The 17438-nt window shown below is 27.4% G+C and carries 15 protein-coding genes and 3 tRNA genes; 9 read left to right on the forward strand and 9 right to left on the reverse strand.

Translation table 4 applies throughout. The features are described from left to right. Positions 1-143: 143 nt before the first annotated feature. The 4 genes from AAHM97_RS00485 to rpsU all read left to right on the forward strand — a co-directional run bounded on the left by AAHM97_RS00485 (position 144) and on the right by rpsU (position 7935). The gene (locus AAHM97_RS00485; protein WP_342268992.1) at positions 144-2324 is read left to right on the forward strand and encodes a fructose-specific PTS transporter subunit EIIC; all 2181 of its coding nucleotides are present in this window, start codon (positions 144-146) and stop codon (positions 2322-2324) included. Positions 2325-2334: 10 nt separating this feature from the next. Further along, positions 2335-4866 (forward strand): hypothetical protein, encoded by a 2532-nt coding sequence (locus tag AAHM97_RS00490; protein WP_342268993.1) that lies wholly within the window; start codon positions 2335-2337, stop codon positions 4864-4866. 156 nt (positions 4867-5022) lie between these two features. Further along, on the forward strand, positions 5023-7692 hold the full coding sequence (locus tag AAHM97_RS00495; protein WP_342268994.1) for a 2-oxo acid dehydrogenase subunit E2: 2670 nt from the start codon (positions 5023-5025) through the stop codon (positions 7690-7692). A gap of 78 nt (positions 7693-7770) precedes the next feature. After that, on the forward strand, positions 7771-7935 hold the full coding sequence (gene rpsU, locus AAHM97_RS00500) for a 30S ribosomal protein S21 (RefSeq protein WP_342268995.1): 165 nt from the start codon (positions 7771-7773) through the stop codon (positions 7933-7935). 116 nt (positions 7936-8051) lie between these two features. Here rpsU and AAHM97_RS00505 read toward each other — a convergent pair whose 3' ends face one another. The 5 genes from AAHM97_RS00505 to ytpR all read right to left on the reverse strand — a co-directional run bounded on the left by AAHM97_RS00505 (position 8052) and on the right by ytpR (position 11500). Then, positions 8052-8540 carry a hypothetical protein gene (locus tag AAHM97_RS00505; RefSeq protein ID WP_342268996.1) on the reverse strand — a complete coding sequence of 163 codons (489 nt, stop codon included), beginning with the start codon at positions 8538-8540 and terminating at the stop codon, positions 8052-8054. A 20-nt stretch (positions 8541-8560) separates the two neighbouring features. After that, positions 8561-8908 (reverse strand): hypothetical protein, encoded by a 348-nt coding sequence (locus tag AAHM97_RS00510; protein WP_342268997.1) that lies wholly within the window; start codon positions 8906-8908, stop codon positions 8561-8563. A 126-nt stretch (positions 8909-9034) separates the two neighbouring features. After that, on the reverse strand, positions 9035-9832 hold the full coding sequence (locus AAHM97_RS00515; RefSeq protein ID WP_342268998.1) for a hypothetical protein: 798 nt from the start codon (positions 9830-9832) through the stop codon (positions 9035-9037). A gap of 1 nt (position 9833) precedes the next feature. Next, on the reverse strand, positions 9834-10910 hold the full coding sequence (locus AAHM97_RS00520) for a hypothetical protein (RefSeq protein ID WP_342268999.1): 1077 nt from the start codon (positions 10908-10910) through the stop codon (positions 9834-9836). An 8-nt stretch (positions 10911-10918) separates the two neighbouring features. After that, the gene (ytpR, locus tag AAHM97_RS00525) at positions 10919-11500 is read right to left on the reverse strand and encodes a YtpR family tRNA-binding protein (RefSeq protein ID WP_342269000.1); all 582 of its coding nucleotides are present in this window, start codon (positions 11498-11500) and stop codon (positions 10919-10921) included. A 166-nt stretch (positions 11501-11666) separates the two neighbouring features. On the opposite strand from ytpR, the gene AAHM97_RS00530 reads away from it, so the two are divergent. Continuing rightward, positions 11667-12545: a DegV family protein gene (locus AAHM97_RS00530; protein WP_342269001.1), complete on the forward strand. Its 879-nt coding sequence runs from the start codon at positions 11667-11669 to the stop codon at positions 12543-12545. Between the two features lie 45 nt (positions 12546-12590). Here the strand turns inward: AAHM97_RS00530 and AAHM97_RS00535 are convergent. The 4 genes from AAHM97_RS00535 to AAHM97_RS00550 all read right to left on the reverse strand — a co-directional run bounded on the left by AAHM97_RS00535 (position 12591) and on the right by AAHM97_RS00550 (position 13172). Continuing rightward, a tRNA-Trp gene (locus AAHM97_RS00535) sits at positions 12591-12666 on the reverse strand. Between the two features lie 39 nt (positions 12667-12705). Then, a tRNA-Trp gene (locus AAHM97_RS00540) sits at positions 12706-12781 on the reverse strand. 12 nt (positions 12782-12793) lie between these two features. Continuing rightward, positions 12794-13015, reverse strand: coding sequence for a phosphopantetheine-binding protein (locus AAHM97_RS00545; RefSeq protein WP_342269002.1), 222 nt, complete (start codon positions 13013-13015; stop codon positions 12794-12796). Positions 13016-13096: 81 nt separating this feature from the next. Next, a tRNA-His gene (locus tag AAHM97_RS00550) sits at positions 13097-13172 on the reverse strand. A 274-nt stretch (positions 13173-13446) separates the two neighbouring features. Here AAHM97_RS00550 and rpsD point away from each other — a divergent pair. The 4 genes from rpsD to AAHM97_RS00570 all read left to right on the forward strand — a co-directional run bounded on the left by rpsD (position 13447) and on the right by AAHM97_RS00570 (position 17421). After that, a complete protein-coding gene (gene rpsD / locus AAHM97_RS00555) occupies positions 13447-14064 on the forward strand; it encodes a 30S ribosomal protein S4 (protein ID WP_342269003.1) in 618 nt (205 codons plus the stop codon). Between the two features lie 128 nt (positions 14065-14192). Further along, positions 14193-15902, forward strand: coding sequence for a septation ring formation regulator EzrA (locus tag AAHM97_RS00560; protein ID WP_342269004.1), 1710 nt, complete (start codon positions 14193-14195; stop codon positions 15900-15902). Between the two features lie 3 nt (positions 15903-15905). Then, positions 15906-17102, forward strand: a complete 1197-nt coding sequence (gene thiI / locus AAHM97_RS00565) for a tRNA uracil 4-sulfurtransferase ThiI (RefSeq protein WP_342269005.1) — start codon at positions 15906-15908, stop codon at positions 17100-17102. Beyond that, a complete protein-coding gene (locus AAHM97_RS00570) occupies positions 17086-17421 on the forward strand; it encodes a hypothetical protein (protein ID WP_342269006.1) in 336 nt (111 codons plus the stop codon). The genes thiI and AAHM97_RS00570 overlap by 17 nt, the downstream gene beginning before the upstream one ends. Positions 17422-17438 lie beyond the last annotated feature (17 nt).

The raw sequence follows: 17438 nt of genomic DNA on the forward strand, positions 1-17438 counted from the left end.
TTTATCTTATTTTTCCTTATTCTCTGATATTTATTTATAGTATAATAATTTTGTTATATAAATATGTACAAAAATTTATATAAATTATCGCATAGATTGATAGTCTATAAACTGTTATCAATATATATAGATTGGAATGATGTGTGAAATTTTTTAATAAAAATAATATTATTTATAATTTAGATGCAAAATCAAAGGATGAAGTATTTAATAAGATAGCAGAACTAGCATATGAACAGAATAAAATTGAGAACAAGAATGATGTGGTCGAAGCATTTAGGCAAAGAGAATTTGAGATTGCTACAGGTTTGGAAGATTATTTTGCAGTCCCACACGCTAAAAGTACAAAAATACTGGAAAGTGAAATTTACTATGTTAGATTAGCTAATGCATTAGAATGGGAAACTTTTGATGGGTCTATGGTTACTGAGATTGTGGCATTTATTATTAAGGATGGTGAAAATGATAAATATTTTAATAATCTTACAAAACTTTCGAGTTCACTTTCCCACGATCAAACTAGAAATATTTTAAAAAATTCTAAAAATATTGATGATATTTATGAATCTCTAATGAAAATATTTAGTGAAAAAAATGAATTTAAAGAAGATCTAAAAAATAATCAATATAAAAGTGACAAATTGATAGTGGGAATATGCTCGTGTAGTTCGGGACTTGCCCATACCTATATGGCAAAATCTGCATTAGAAAAAGCTGCAATGAATTTAGGTTATAAATGTAAAGTAGAAGCTCACGGAATACTAGGCATTGAAAATAAATGTTCTCAAGAAGAGGAAAATAATGTATTATTTTTATATCAAGCAACAGATGTCTCTGTAGATTTGAATGGTAGATTTACCAATATTTTTAAATATGTATCTTCTACAAATGCGGTTATTAAGAATCCAGAAAAAATGCTTCAAATTGCTATAGAAGAATTTAATAAAAGTAAATCAAATAAAAATAATACCACTGTTCAAGACGACGATATTTTTAATATCAAGTATAAATCCGGTCCTATAACTGGAAAAAATAATTTCACAAAATTTATGAAGTGGTGAGGTCAAGACGTTTTAAAACACTTAATGACAGGTATAGGGTATTGCATTCCCTTATTAATAGCTAGTGGAATATTTATGGGTCTATCACAGTTATTAAGCTCTGCAACTCTTGGAGATATAAACGCAATACAAAAACTTTATTCTATATCGTGAGATAATTTTGAATGGGTTAAAAATGTTAAGGGTTGAAATGGATTTTTGTATAGTTTGTGATTTGTTGGTTTTAAAATAGGTCTTGGTTGATTATTTTTAATAATATTTTCTGCATTTCTCGCTTATTCAATGAACGGTAAGGCAGGATTATGCTCTGGATTTATAATTGGATTTATTTCTACAATGAGAAATACCGGTTTCGTAGGTGTTCTACTATCTGGATTAGTAACCGGATATATAATGACCTTTGTTATTAGATATATGACACCAAAGAATAATTTTAGAGCTTTAGGTTCAACGGTAATTGTACCCTTTTTTAGCATATTAATTTCTGTCACCCTAGCTTGGTGAGTATTTGGAGAGCCGTTATCCTATTTAAATGAGAAACTACAAACACTTGTCAAAAAAATGGTATTAGATAAAAATTTAAAAGGTATAATGGCATTTGTTATAGGGGTGATGTATGCGGCGGACATGGGTGGGCAGATTAATAAAGCGGCAAACACAACTATAAATGTTATTTATGCATCTGATTTACCGGAAATGACTAGATATGTCCCTGCAGCTTGTGGAGTATTAGGGGCTGTTGTTTCACCAATGAATGTTGGATTAGCAACAATATTCGGGGGAAAATATTTTGATGACGTACAAAAAATACAAGGAAAAACGGCATTAATTACAGGTAGTTGTGGGTTAACGGAAGGAACTATCCCATTTGCTCTAAATAATCCTATTCGTGTTATACTTATTAATATGATCACAAGTGGTATAGCGTGTACCTTGTTTGTAGAGGCCGGTGGATACGCTAGTGCAAAGGTTGCATTCTTATATGGGTTTTATCTTACAAACAAAATGCTTATATTTTTATTAATATTCGGTAGCACCATTATTGTTGGAAGTCTATTAAACGTATTTTTTCAAAAAATTCACTTTCATAAAAAAACAAATACAAAATTTGAGTGGTTTATATGCGGAGCTGATTTTATTAACCCAATTAAGGTAATAATAAATCTTTTCTCACGAAAAAATAAATTTATATTAAAAGAAACTAAGTTTAAAAAATTTTTAACTAATAGTAGCATTAACATTAATGGAGTTTATACTTATTAAGGAGAAAATAATGAAAAAATGAAAAATTTATTGTGTCCTACAAACACATTGAGATAAAGAATGGTATTTTCAAAAGACAACATCTGATATGTTTCTTATTGATAATTTCAAAAAAATAATTGAAGTATACGAAAGAAATAAGAACGAGTTTAATAGTTTTAATTATGATGGACAGTATTCAGTTATCGACGATTATTTAGAATACTTTCCTAATGACTTCAAAAAAATACGTGAAATAGCAAATGCCCGAAAATTAATTTGTGGACCTTTTTATACTCAAATTGACAATTTCAATTCCTCAGGTGAGTCTATATTAAGAAATATTTTAATTGGAACTAAAAGCGCTGATAATATAAAAGGTAACATGAAGATTGCATATATGCCAGACTCATTTGGTTTTAATGGTAATTTACCTCAAATATTTAATAAGTCAGAAATGAATATGTTTGTTCACTGACGCGGTCTTTGTAATGAAAATTTAAAAAAAGGAAGTATTTATAATTGAATAGGAATTGATGGTTCTTCAATTTTATCCTATAATCTTTTTGATAAGGGATATAGTATGGGCACATTAGCAATCGTAGATAATGAGGAAATGAGGTTTTTATATAATAAAAATAATATTTTAGAATTTGCAAAAAAATATCTCATTAGTGTTAAAAAAGAAATACTCCCAAACGTCAAATCTAAGTTGGTTGGAACAACAAATTGTATTCTTTTTCCTTTTGGTACAGATCAATTTCCGATGCTCGATAATTTTAATGAGTTAATAAGTTTATTGAATGCTATTGATGATGAGAATGAATGAATTTCCTCTAACTGTGAAGAGTACAATAATATAATTGAGAAAAATATTGATAAAAAAAGTCTTGGTGAATTCAATGGTGAAATGAGATTTGGTGAATGAACAAGAACGCATAGAACAATAGGTTCTGGTAGATATGATATAAAAAATGCTATAAAAATATTGGAAGAAAAAATATATAATGTTGCGGAACCTCTCGGCCTTATTTATGAAAAATTAGGAGGAACATATCCTAAGAACGAATTAATTATTTTTACTAAAAAACTTCTTTCGTCACTGGCCCACGATAGTGCCGGTGCATGTAATTCCGATGAAACCAATCTTGATATTATACAAAGATTGAAATCTGCAACAGCTGGAGTTGAAGGAATCATAACATTAATGAAGAAGAGAATATTTTTTGAGATGGACATGAAATTAAACGATGTTATAGCAATCAATCTAAAGCCGTATAATATTAATATGTGCTTGGATTTAACAATCCATACATACATGCAAAATTTTGAAATAAAAAACACTGCGAATAATGTTCTTAATTATACAATTCTAAATCAAGAATTTATCAACGACGAATTATTCACAATTTATTCACATGAACAAGTTTTAAAAAATAAGGCAATAATTGATGCAAAAGGTTGGTACAAAACACAAATAAAGTTGCATATAGGTAATGTAAAAGGTCTTGAAATTGTAAAACTAAGAATTCATGAAATGAAAAATGAGATAAGAAACACTATTAAAAATAAAAATTTTATTGAAAATAATTATTATCGAGTTAGCGTAACAAAAGAAGGAAAGATTGACGTCTACGATAAGATAATAATAAAAAATATATACAAAATACCTCAAAAACTTCATTCCGATATATTTATTAGGCAAGAAGTTAAGATAATAATATTTCTGAATGAAAAAATTGTTGATATGAATATAGAAATGTTAAATAACGCAAATGACATAAGATGAAGAATTCATTACAACACAGATTTCTCTCCAGAGTGTTCATATTCTGATACTGCGTTTGGAGTGCAGAAAAAACCTTTGAGTTATGAAAAATATATAAAAAAGTGAGATAAAGATAACTGAAATGATTATCCCGCTTCTATTGAGAGTATGGAATCTGCGTGTTTTATAAAGAATAATAATAATGATAACCAAACTCTCTCAGTCTATACACTTGGACAAAACGACTACGAGTTAATAGGTGCTAAATATTCAACACTTGCAATAAACCTTTTTAGGGCATATTCATATTTAGGACAGAGAAATTTGAAGTGAAGACCAGGTAGAAGTAGCGGAATAAAAAAATACCCTCATATGTTATATGATTCTAATCTTAATAAATATTTAAAATTTAAAATTGGCTTTGAGCTAAATAATAATATTAACTTTGTTAGGAGCTCAAAAGATTGGTCACATAATGGAGAATATTTTCACTATCAAATAATAAATAAAAATTTTACTCCTGGAGATTCATTTATGATGAGTAAAAAAAATTTACAAAAGATTAATTCAGATATATTAATGGATATGAACATAGATAAAAGATTAGTTGTTAGTTGTTTTAAAAAAGCTCATGATAAAGACAAATATATTTTTAGAATATATAATCCAACAAATGATTATATAATTTTTAAGCCTTTAAAAGAATGGACTAATGTAAATGTGTTAGAAAATTATGTCTTAAACGAAGATGATAATATTTTAAGACCGAATGAATTTAAAACCTACATGTTTTAATTAATAATGTAATAAATACGAGTAAATTATATATATATTATCCAATTTTACTTCATTTTTAAAATGTTATACCCATAAATATTATTGTTCATAAGGCAAGATAGGGTGGTTAAAAAGCTATAATTATGGTATAATATAAGAAAGAGTTGTGATTTTATGATACATTTAAGAGCCAAGAACCTAATAAAAAAAGGTATTCTTTCAGAGTGAATATATAAAAGTCCTAACATAAATAAAGGTGATGAAATAGCCATTATTACCCACGAGGATGGAACAAAATCAAAAGTGAGAACGGGTTATACAGGCATTTTAGTTAAGACTTTAAAAGTGGGAAGCAAGGTTGTTAACGGAACAGCTTTGGCTAATTTAGCATCTAACGATGATGAAGCACAGGAATATAAAGAGTGAAATAATAAGAAAAAAGTAGAATCAAAATCTACCGATTTCTTTAAGTCTGAAAATAAAATTAAAAAAGATTTAGTGTATTCAAAAGAGACTAGTGTTCTCAAAGAGACAAATCGTAACGAAGACTCTAAAAGCCTTGATCAGCGAACTGATACTCTTATTTCATCAAATTTAGTTTCACATGAGACTAATGAAAAATTAGACCCGAGAGTTGAATTGGAAAGAAGAACAAAAGCCATGAGGGATAACCTTAAGGCTTCAACAGGCATAGGAATTAGCGGTGATAAACCCAAGGATAAATTAAATTTTTCAGCACCTAAAGGAGCCGCCGCCAATATATTCCAAAGGGATCAAAAAGGATTATCTGAATTTAAAAAAATAATAGATGCTCGTAAAAAAGAACTTCTTAAAAATGAAAATTTTGAGGTAATAGAAGATAAACACGTTGATGCTATGTCGAAATTAGATGAACACGGAAGACCTTTAATAATGAGAAATATTATAGCCAATAGACGGGATATTCTTAACGCTGGGGGAAATGCATCTCAAATACCTTTTGATAGAGTTGCTACAAAAGAAAATGCTAAATTTGGAACGGGGAGTGCTGATATGAAAAACACACAAGTAATAGATTATAATTTGTATGATGAAAAGGATGATTCATTTGCTATAGTAAATAATCCTAGCGGTCATTATAATAAGCAATTTCCAGATAAAAATAGATCTATGAAAGAACTCCAAGATAAGGCTAAGAAGAATCCTGCATCTTTATCATATCACGAAAGAAAATTACTACGTTTTTATGATGATAATCTTAGAAATGAAAGCCTTAAAAACTCACCTGGATTAGGAAATATTGAAGCTTGAAAAACACAAGGTGGGTTTTGAAAAAATAAATTACCTTATGTATTTACAAGGGAGGTTCCATGAATAGATCCATTAACCGGTGAAGATAAAATAGTTAGATTTATTGATACTCCAAAAGGAAAAGACGACTATGAATTATATTTGAGTGATGGTATTTTGCCAGATATAACAGAAGTTGATTCATTTTTTGGTGGGGTAAATTCTAGCATAAAACCAAATAAAATTGATAGTAAATTTCTAGATTTACAGTCAAAATCACCCCAAATAGAGGAACTAAATAGAAAAGTTGAGGAGAAAATAGCAAGCGTAACCAATCTTGGAAATGAAAACATTAAGTATCTTAAGGATGAAATAAGCGCATTGAGAAATCAACTTGAAAGAAAAAATCAACTAGATGAGGCAACAGAGGCAATTAAGAAAAATTTTGTTCCAAATCAAAATATCCCACAAGGAGGTTCCAATGCTGATACATTTTCTCAACTAATGCAGTATATGTTGATGCAAAACATTATAACTAGTTTAAATACAAATAATGATTCTCAAAAAAATAAGCAAACTCCAAATTACCAAAATAGTTATCCTCAACCACCAATGTATAATTTCAATGCTGGACCTGAAAATAATTTTAATGAACAATCTTTTAAAAAAATAATCAGACAAGAGTTATCTAACTTTTCAAGAGAAATGGACATATTTAATACAAAAGAATATTACTCAGATAATTTTTATAAAAAGTCAAAACGAGGAAAAAGGTTTAAGTATGAAGATGATAATGATATAAATGGTGGCAATATATCCACAAATGATGAAATACACCACCAGCCTGGGTATTTGCATTATGAGTCATATAATCCTGTTCCGAATATTAAAAGAGAAAAATTAAATACAAATAGAAATTCCGCAGTAAAGTCTATGATCATGTCACAGAATTATATACCACCGCTTACAATAAGTGTTGAGATTGATATGTCAGAAATTATGAAGTTGAAAAATAACCTAAGAAGATCTAATGAAGAAATTAAATTTCCATCAATGGCGTTCATAGTTAAGGCTATATCAACAGCTTTAACAGAAAACCCAAAGATAAATTCAAGTTACGATCCAAATACCAATGAACTTATTATTAAGAAATTTCATAATATAGGTTTAGCAACAGAAACATCAGAAGGACTTATTATACCTGTATTAAAATTTGTTGAAAGATTAACAGTTAAGGATTTAGCAATAGATATCAAAGAAATGGTTCGTAGATTAAGAAAAGGTAAATTATTTGATTATGAAGTTGAAGGAAGTACAATAACAGTGGCAAACTACGGGACAGTAGGTGCTATTCAAGCAACGCCAACTATTTTTTATCCTAACACTGCTGTTATTGGAGTTGGTAAAATTGTAAAAAAACCATTAGTTATCGATAATGAGAATATAGCAATTAAGGCCGTTATGAATATGACACTAACCGTTGACCAAAGAACAATTGAGGCAAGCGAGGCGGGTATTTTTCTAAATAGAGTCAAAAATTTATTAGAAATCCCAGATTATTTAACAATTTCATAATAAAATATTAAAAACATAGTTTTTAATACACATTTAACTAAATAGTAAGTATAATATTAGGTAGGAGTTGAGAAATAAATGCCAGGAATAAAAGTTCGAGATGGAGAACCAATTGACAAAGCTTTAAAAAGATTTCAGAAAGTTGCTGCCGTTTCAAAAGCAGAATCTAGAAAACGTGAATATCACCTTTCTAAAAAAGAAAAAAGAATTTTTAAACAAAAACAAAACAAAAGATACGGATAGTTAATTTTGTACATCTTATTAATTTAAAAAAATCAAAATCAATTTTTGATTTTTTTGTGATTAATTTTTTTATTTAACTATTATCTATATTGTCACATTTATAATCTTTAATTTAATTAATCATTTTCATTGTTATCAACATTATTTGGATCAATTGAAGCAGTTTTTTCTATATCTCTTGAAATATCATTTGCTTTCTTCGTTACTGTAACAATTCCATCAATCAAATTTATTGAAACTCTTGCTAATTCCTGAGCAATTCTTTTTGCATTCTCAGATTTTTTTAACTCACCACCGATAGAATTTGCCGCCTTACCCGCCGCTTTATATAATTTGTATGTATCCTTTTTAGCACTTTCTTTTGTCATATTATTTGCTGCGTCACTCAATGAGTGAAGTTGATATTCTATGTTTGCGCTCATTTCTTCAATACGATTATCTTGAGTTTTTTCTCAAACATCTTCTATTGCGTTAATAAAAGCTTTTAATTGAGGGCGATACTTTCTTAAATATAATGCCAAATCATATCTAAATTCCACACCCCTTTTTGGTGCAATTAACATCCCTAAAAAAAGTGTCCCTGTAAATTTTGCTATTTTAAACATAATTATCTCCTACTTTTATCTTAATCAACTTCATTTGCAAAGTCTTTTATTCTATCAAAAAGTTTATAAAAAACATCCTTATTTCTGACAGTCACATTAACCCAAGATTTCAAATTTCTCTTTGAAAAAGCTTCAAAAATTTCTAAGTAGTTAGAAATTCTGGCAATTGTATCTACCGTTGTATTTAAACTCTCAGATTTATAGGTTAAATCTTCATAAAAATAGTCTATTTTCTTTGCGGCTATACTAACTCTTCTCAAAGTAATTAGGAAATATATTGATGAAATAATTCCTAAAATTAAAAGTATTATTACTAAAACAGATGTAGAAGAATCAATGCTCACCATTAAATAAGTTGTTATATTCATTTTATTTTCACCTTTTTATGATTATACATTATTTAGATAGTTATAATTTAAAATTAACCACTTAATTTCTTACAAGATTAATTATATAAAAAAAACACTAACACCTTCTATTACGGTTACATAATTTTATTTATTTCCTCTATCAAGATCTGAGGCTCTTAAAAGCATAAAGTCAGCAACCTTTGAAGATAGTTTATAATTTTCTCACCTACTTTTTAGTTTTTGTTTTTGAAGTTCGTTAACATGATTTGAGAATTTATTAACTTTTACATCTAATTCTTTCTTGGCTTTTAAAAACTCCTTTTGGATATGAATAGATTTATTAATATCAATGTCCTCTAATGATTCAGATTCCTTTAATAAAGAGTCTATTTTTTTTTCAGTTTTTTTTATGATCCTATTAAATTTTTTTTCAATGGGCTTCAATATTTTTAAAGCATTTTGGTCTTCTTCAATATTAATATTATACTGTTTATTTTTTTCAACTAATGTTTTATGAAAAATTTCCTTTTCATCATCACTCTTAAATATATTTATTGTGCTTTCTTTTCGAGGTTCAAAAATTTCAGGAGATTTTATTTCTAATTCGTCTTTTTTTCTTGGTCTTATTATGTTGTAGTTGTCGGGAATATTTTGTTCCTTTGCAAAATTAGAGTTTTCCGCATTCCTAAAAAAATTATCATTTGGTGATAATTTATCATCTATTAATTGATCTTCATTTCTTTCAGTATCAATTTCCTCATGATTAACAATTGGTTCTACAAACTCTCTTGGTTTGTAAGTTTCTTGTGGCTCATTATTATTAAATAATGGTCTTTTTGGCCTAATTATATTAACATCTTTATCCCTATTTAATAAATTATATGAATCTTCTATTTCTTGGATTCTTTTATCTATATATTTGGTTGGAATTTTTTTGCCCATCTTATTTTTCCTCATTAACCGGTTTTTTACTTTCTTTACTCTTTATTGAATTTTTAAGTTGTTCAATTTTATATTTTAGATAAGCCACTTTCTCATCTTCAGATTTAAATGTTTTATTTTGTATTTGGTTTATCTTTGACGATATCATCTTATTAATTTTATTTATCTGAGTTTGTTGCCAAACCCTTAAAACCTCAATTAGTTGACTCTCAAAAAATTCTGATTCATTTTCTAACTTTTCGGAAATTTGTGATTTAACAACCTCTATTTCAGGTATATCATCCATACTATTTTTTATTTGAGTATTATTACGTGGAAATAACTTATTTGCCAGAATATTGGCATTTCTTTCAACACTCTCTAAACGCTCGGTTCTTCCTATATAAAATTCATTTTTATCTATTTGAATTGCAAATGCATTCTTGTTATTCTTAATTCTTCTCTGAATCATTGTATTGTTTATAAGGTTATCCTCATCTGATTGTGTATATTCATTTAGTCTAGCTTTTTCTGCTTGTCGTTGTAACCTTAGAGCTCTTTCAATAGCATTTTCATTACTTCTGTTTGATTTTGATAAATTCTGGAATGAATACTCCCTTGCACGACTAAGGTAGTCCTTTGAAGATTTTGATTTTGAAACATCTGTAAATAATGATTGGTCAACCTTTCCCGAAGACCTCATTTGCTCTATTTTATTCAATTTTGCAATAACGTGATCTTTTTCGTTTACATCGTTTTTTATTTCATTTGCTTTTGAAACAGCACTATTAATAATATTAGCAAGACCTACATTTTTATTTTTACTTAAATTTTGGCTATTATCTAATTTATTTTTTAAAATTAATTCTTCTTTGTCATTATCTATTAATGGTGTATAATTTTGTACTGTGTTCTCAGGTTTTATATTTAGTTGTTCAGTTATTTTTGCAGCCTCTGGAGAATTTTCAAAAACGGGCTCAATATTTAACAAAGGATCATCATCGTATGTTGAATAGTTTGGTTGCCTTATTTCATATTCAGATTGTTGACTAACATGAATTGTATCATCAACTTTTTTTTTCTTTTTAAAAATATCCATATTTCCCCCTATATTAGGTTAAAAAATCCTTTGCCAATATTATTATAATATTTAGCCTCAAGATCAATTATACCTTCACTATCAAATAAGTCATCCACACCTAAAGTTAACGGTGAACAAAACATCCCCTCCGATGTTAAATTTTTAATTTTGCTATTATCAATGAAAGTCCCATCGTTTAAAAATGCACCAGATGTAGCCACAACTGTAATCATATCCCTTCTTATATTCTTTGCGTTCGTAACTATTTGAATTATTTTGTTTGCTATATCTACCTGACATTTTTTTAGATTTGTTTTTTCAATACCAACACACTCTATAACTTTACATACAATAAATTTATCCACTGGTTCCTCTTTTTTTATCCTTAGTTCATCTAATACATTTTTTACATAACTATTTAAATAACTATCAAAAAGCCTAGTTTTTTTATTTTTTTCAATATTAGGAGATGTGATATTCACACCAACAAGTAAGTCACCCCAATACAAAAGATGAACATTATTTTTTTTCACAATATTATTATGATTCTTATTTTCCATGATACATATTAGTGTGTCATAAAAACTGATATATTTAATTAGCCACATATGCCCACCTAACTATAGTATTATTATAACTTTTATGTAGCAAAAATTAAAGGTGTTTAACCTATATTTGCTCATCATAGTTATTTTTATAACTCATAAATATAAAATTAATGTTTTTTATAGAAAAAAAGTCTATAATAAAATGGTATATGAAAGTGAGAAAAGAATGAAAATAGCAATCCTTATTGATTCATCTGCATATATAGAAGAAGAATATATAAATAATACCAATATCTTTTTAATTCCGTTAAAAGTTGTTAATGGGCAGATAACATTTAATGATACACGCATAAATTTTATAGAACAAAATTTACAAAATATAATTTGTAATAAAAATAGTAACATTAAAACAAGTATGGTTCCACCTGGAGAACTTGAGGAAATATATGATAATATATTGAAGAAATATGACAGAATTTATCATTTTCCAATTGCGGTCAATCTATCAAGCATGTATGCATCATCTGTTCAATTAGCTAAAGAAGATAAATATAAGGATAAAATTTTTGTATTTGGCCACTACGTAACTGCAGCACAACTAGGTGATTTTGCAAAATATATCAATGTTAAATGTCAAGAAAATCCCGCACTATCTCCAGATGAGGTACAAAGAGAACTTGACAACTGAGCGGAACAGTCTTGAACATATTTTATACCAAGTGATATTGCGCGTCTATCTAAATCTGGTAGAACAAAAACATTACTAATAACATTATTAAAAATTTTAAGAACTAGAGTTTGTATTGAATGGGCTGAAAATCCAATCAAATTTGCATTTTCACCAAAACTTAGTCAAATTGCAGAAAAAATATGCAAGCATATTTTATCAACATATACTAAGAATCAGTTTACAATTAAGTTCCATAGGGCTTTTTATATTGAAAATGATAGTAAAGAAATAAGATTAATGTTAAAGGTGTTTGAGACACACGGTTTTAATATAGAAGTGATTGATTGCCCTTCAGTTTATCTTATTCACGCTGGTGGTGAGTCAATTGGAATATCAATTATAAACGATGAATTAAAAAAGGTTTATCAAAAATAACATTAAAAAAGATGAATTGCGTTCATCTTTTTTTTGGATTTTAAATGGCAGGGGTAGTAGGACTTGAACCCACGACACTCGGATTTGGAGTCCGATGTTCTACCAACTGAACTATACCCCTAAATATAAAAACTCTGCTTAACAGAGTTTGATTTTTAAATGGCAGGGGTAGTAGGACTTGAACCCACGACACTCGGATTTGAAGTCCGATGTTCTACCAACTGAACTATACCCCTATTAAACTAAAACTATTTTAGATCTTCAACGGCTTTAATTAAGTCTCCAATAGTTTTAATTTCTGTCAATGTACTATCAGGAATTTGAACACCTTCATCTTCTTCAAGTAATAAAACAAGATCCATTAAATCTAAAGAATCAATCCCCAACTCTTTAACATTGCTATTTTTTGATACTGCTATTTTAACACCTTTGTCTTTTAATGCTTTCTTTATTTTATCAATCATTTCCATAGCGAATCTCCAATATTATTATACAATAAAGAGCAATTTTAAAATAAAAAAAACCATTCTATTGAATGGTTTATATCAAATTGGGGCGTATAATGGGAATTGAACCCACGAATGCCGGGACCACAACCCGGTGCGTTAACCACTTCGCCATATACGCCAAAATAGACTTAATTATTATATAAAAAAAATTAATAATATTTTAAAAAATTAGCATTTATTTGAATTTTATTTAAAAAAAATATCAAAATAATATATAATTTAGTAAGAATCATTTTGATATCTGCGATTAAATATAAATAAAAGCGCGTATGCATTATATTATTTTGTAACCGATGCAGTAAAGGCGAAGGCATACACATTTATTTAGAATTTAATAAGTATCTTAATTTTTCAATAACAAAAAAATAAATATCAAAAGAGAGGATTTTAGTATGTCAAGATATAGGGGATCAATATTTAAAAAAGCAAGAAGATATGGATTTTCTGTTTTAGAAAATGGAAAAGAATTTTCTAAAGGAAAAAAAAGAACTAGTGCTCCTGGGCAACATGGTGAAAAAAGAGTAAAATTATCTGAATATGGACAACAAATGCAAGAAAAGCAGAAGGTTAAATTTATTTATGGACTAACTGAAAGACAATTTAGAAATACATATTCTAGAGCAAAAAAAATACCAGGAATTACAGGTACAAATTTTTTACAACAATTAGAATCAAGATTGGATAACATTGTTTATAGAATGGGAATAGCAGCAACAAGACAAGGTGCTAGACAATTTGTGAATCACGGTCACATTCTTGTTGATGGTAAAAGGGTAGATATTCCTTCATATTCTGTAAAACCAGGACAAAAAATAAAAATTAGGGATAAAATGAAAAAAAATCCAAAAGTTATAGAGTCACTAAACCTAGCGTTAACAACATTGCCATTTGTTTCATTTGATAAAACAAAGTTTGAGGGTGAATATGTTAGATTACCAGAAAGAGATGAATTAAATAGAGATATTAATGAAGCTCTTGTTGTTGAATGATATAACCTATTGATCAAATAGTTGTTTTCAAAATCACTTTTAAAGTGATTTTTAATTTATAATAGATGTTTATCTTAATTACCCATTCTTTTATAAATTATCATACATCAAAATAAATAAAGAACTTCAAATTAATATATAATTATAATATGGGAATTTTAAAGATAGTTGAGATATTTATATTATTGTTTATAGCAACTTTTGCATTTTTTATTGCCGTTTGATTTATGAACAAACAAAACAACTATAGATTAATAATTAGAAATATTGCATTATCATTTGATTTAATTGAAAACATACAAAAATTACCAATTAAGACAAAAATTATTCGTTTAAAGAATTTATTAATAACTTCTGAAGGAGAATTCGATGCACAAAATGAGTACTGAGCGTGACGATTTAAATATGAATTAATTCATAATAATGAAAAATTTCTTATCGGAATTATTCTTCAAATAAACAAGTTGTTATCAAGCAAGGAGACTTTAAATTCTAATAAAATAGCAGTTAGAAAGTCTGAAATAATTTACAAAAAGGTTGTCGAAATCATGGATGATTGTAAAAAAATAGACAATGAAATCAGAGATATTTTTCTAACTGAGACTATTCAAAAAAATGAAATAATATCTTTGAAAGATCTATATAGTATTGTTAAACATCATTTTGGACTCTTAAGACTAGATAAAATATATAATCACGAAAATATATTACGCCTTGAGGGAGGGATATCATCTCTTTTTAAGGAGTTTAATATTTTAATAAATGAAGGAAAATATATTAGTTCTTGTGATATTTTATCTAAAATAGAGGTATCTTTAAGTTTCTTTTTTAAGAAATTAGATACTGCCCCAGCAGCAGCAACTAAATTGCTAATTGAGTATCCAAGAAGATTAAAGGAATTAAATGAAAAAATGTTTGACCAACCATCTCAGGATTTTGTCGATGGTATTTCAGAAATAAAAGAATTAATATCTAGAGCAGTAAATGCGTTATCTACTCTAAAAAATAGCGTGATATTTAAATGTATTAATAAAATAGAAAAAAAATTAAGAGCATTAAGCATTTATGCTCGCATTGAAGAGAATCTAAAAGAAAATCTTGAACGTGAACTTCCAGAGATTGAATATGTAATTATGAATATAATGCAAATTGCTGCTGAATTGAATAAAATTATATTATCATTGAAGGATGTTAAGTTAAAAACTCCGATTGAAATAACTATCTTTGAAAAAACTTACAGCGACCTTGAGAAACTAAAGAGAAAATTTCAGTCAATAAAACCTTCTTATTCATCAATAAATGAGGAGATTTCGGATTATCAAACAAAAAATAGCAAAGCGATAGAGGTTATAGAAGAATTGCTAAAAATATTTTACTCATTGAAAGACACCTCACGATTCATATCAACAAAAATAATAAACATAGGTCAGTTAGAAGAAAAAATAAGAAGTATAGATTCTTGAGCTACAAAATGTTCTGTTAAAATAAATCAAAACAAAAAAATTATAATACTTCATAATAAGTTAGAAAAAGTATTTGAAATTAAAAATCAAATAAAAATTTTTACGCGAGATTACTTTGATAAATTATCTACAAATGAAGAACTAAATAAAATATCAAGGCAAATTTCTAATTTAGAACACGATGTTATGATTTGTGATCATGAAATCGACCATTTAATTTTTATGAGTAAATTGTCTCAAAAATTACTTGGGTATTGCACAAGATATGCGGGAATAATTGGTCAAAAAGAACTATTAGAAATACAAAGCAGTATTGAAGGTGGGGATATATTTAAGGCTGTTAATAATGCTATTAGTATATTAATAAGCATAAAAAATAGTAGAAAGGTTATGTAATATATGAGAACTATCCTTGTCAGATATGGTGAACTAACATTAAAAGGAAGAAATAAACGAGAGTTTATTTCCTGTTTAATTTCAAATATCAAGGTTAAACTTAAGGAATATAAAAGTGATTTGATTTATAAAAAAGATTTCAATAGTTTAAACATTTATGTAATTAATGATATTATTATGCAAAATGTGTTAGAAATATTGCAAAAAATTTTTGGGATATATTCATTGTCTATAGTAGATATTGTACCCAAGGATATTAACAAGATAAATGATAAAGTTCTATCAATATTTTCTGAGGAACATAAATTATCTTTTAAAGTTGAATCTGAAAGAAAAGACAAGTCATTTCCAATTCAATCTCCAGATTTAAAAAAAATTGTAGCAAGTCATATTTTAAGAAACATTAAGGGTCTAACGGTTGACCTTCATAATCCAGACATTCTTCTGACTATAGTGATTAAGAACGATGGTGCATATATATTTACAAATAGAGTAAAATGCTTGGGGGGGTTACCTGTTGGAATTACTGGAACAGGGTTAAGCTTATTAAGTGGAGGCATTGATTCCCCAGTAGCAAGTTATCTATCACTTAAACGAGGGTTAAAAATTGATTTTCTGCATTTTATAACTCCACCATTTACAAAAAATGAAAGTTTAGAAAAAGTAAAAGATTTAACAATGATATTAAGAAAATATAATTATTATAGTTTTTCTCTCTATGTTTGTGATTTCTCAGATTTTTTAAATGAATTATCACATATTAGTGATGATAGCTACCGCATAACATTAATGAGAAGGGCGTTTATAAAAATAGCAAATCTACTTTGTAAAAAAATAAATGCTCAAACAATTATTACAGGTGAATCACTTGGGCAAGTTGCCAGCCAAACAATTGAATCTATTAATACAATAAATAGTGTTAGTGACCTTCCAATCCTAAGACCATTAATTTGTTATGATAAATCAGAAATTATTGAGGTTTCTAAAAATATAAATACATACCAAACAAGCATCTTGCCGTTTAGTGATGCTTGCTCTCTATTTGTTCCAAAAAATCCGACTACAAAACCTAAAATTGTTTATGCTGAAAAATTAGAATCTGAAATTATGTTTGATCATTTTATTGACTACACATTTAAAAATAAAATAAAGAAAATGTATATAGACAGGGACGGAAATTGAAATGAAAAACAAGACTAATAATACAATTGATATAATTGATGAAAGAACTAATTCTACTAATAAAAAATCTAGGCTTAAAAAAAATATAGGCATAATAAATAATAAGGCTATTGAATCGAAAACAATAAATATTGATGACACAATAGGGATGGAAAACTATACAACAGACACTATTAAAATTGCAAAAAATAAAAAGAATGATGAAAGTGATATTATTAAAGAATTAAATTTGGTAAATAATCATAAAAGTAATAAGGAATTATCAACCATATTATTAATATGTGCATTTGTTATTGTTCTAATTGTGATCCTAGTATTATTTTTATTAATTAAGTAATAACTTTTGAAAGGGAT

It is taken from the genome of Spiroplasma endosymbiont of Aspidapion aeneum (genome assembly GCF_964031045.1).
Classification (GTDB): domain Bacteria; phylum Bacillota_I; class Bacilli_A; order Mycoplasmatales; family Mycoplasmataceae.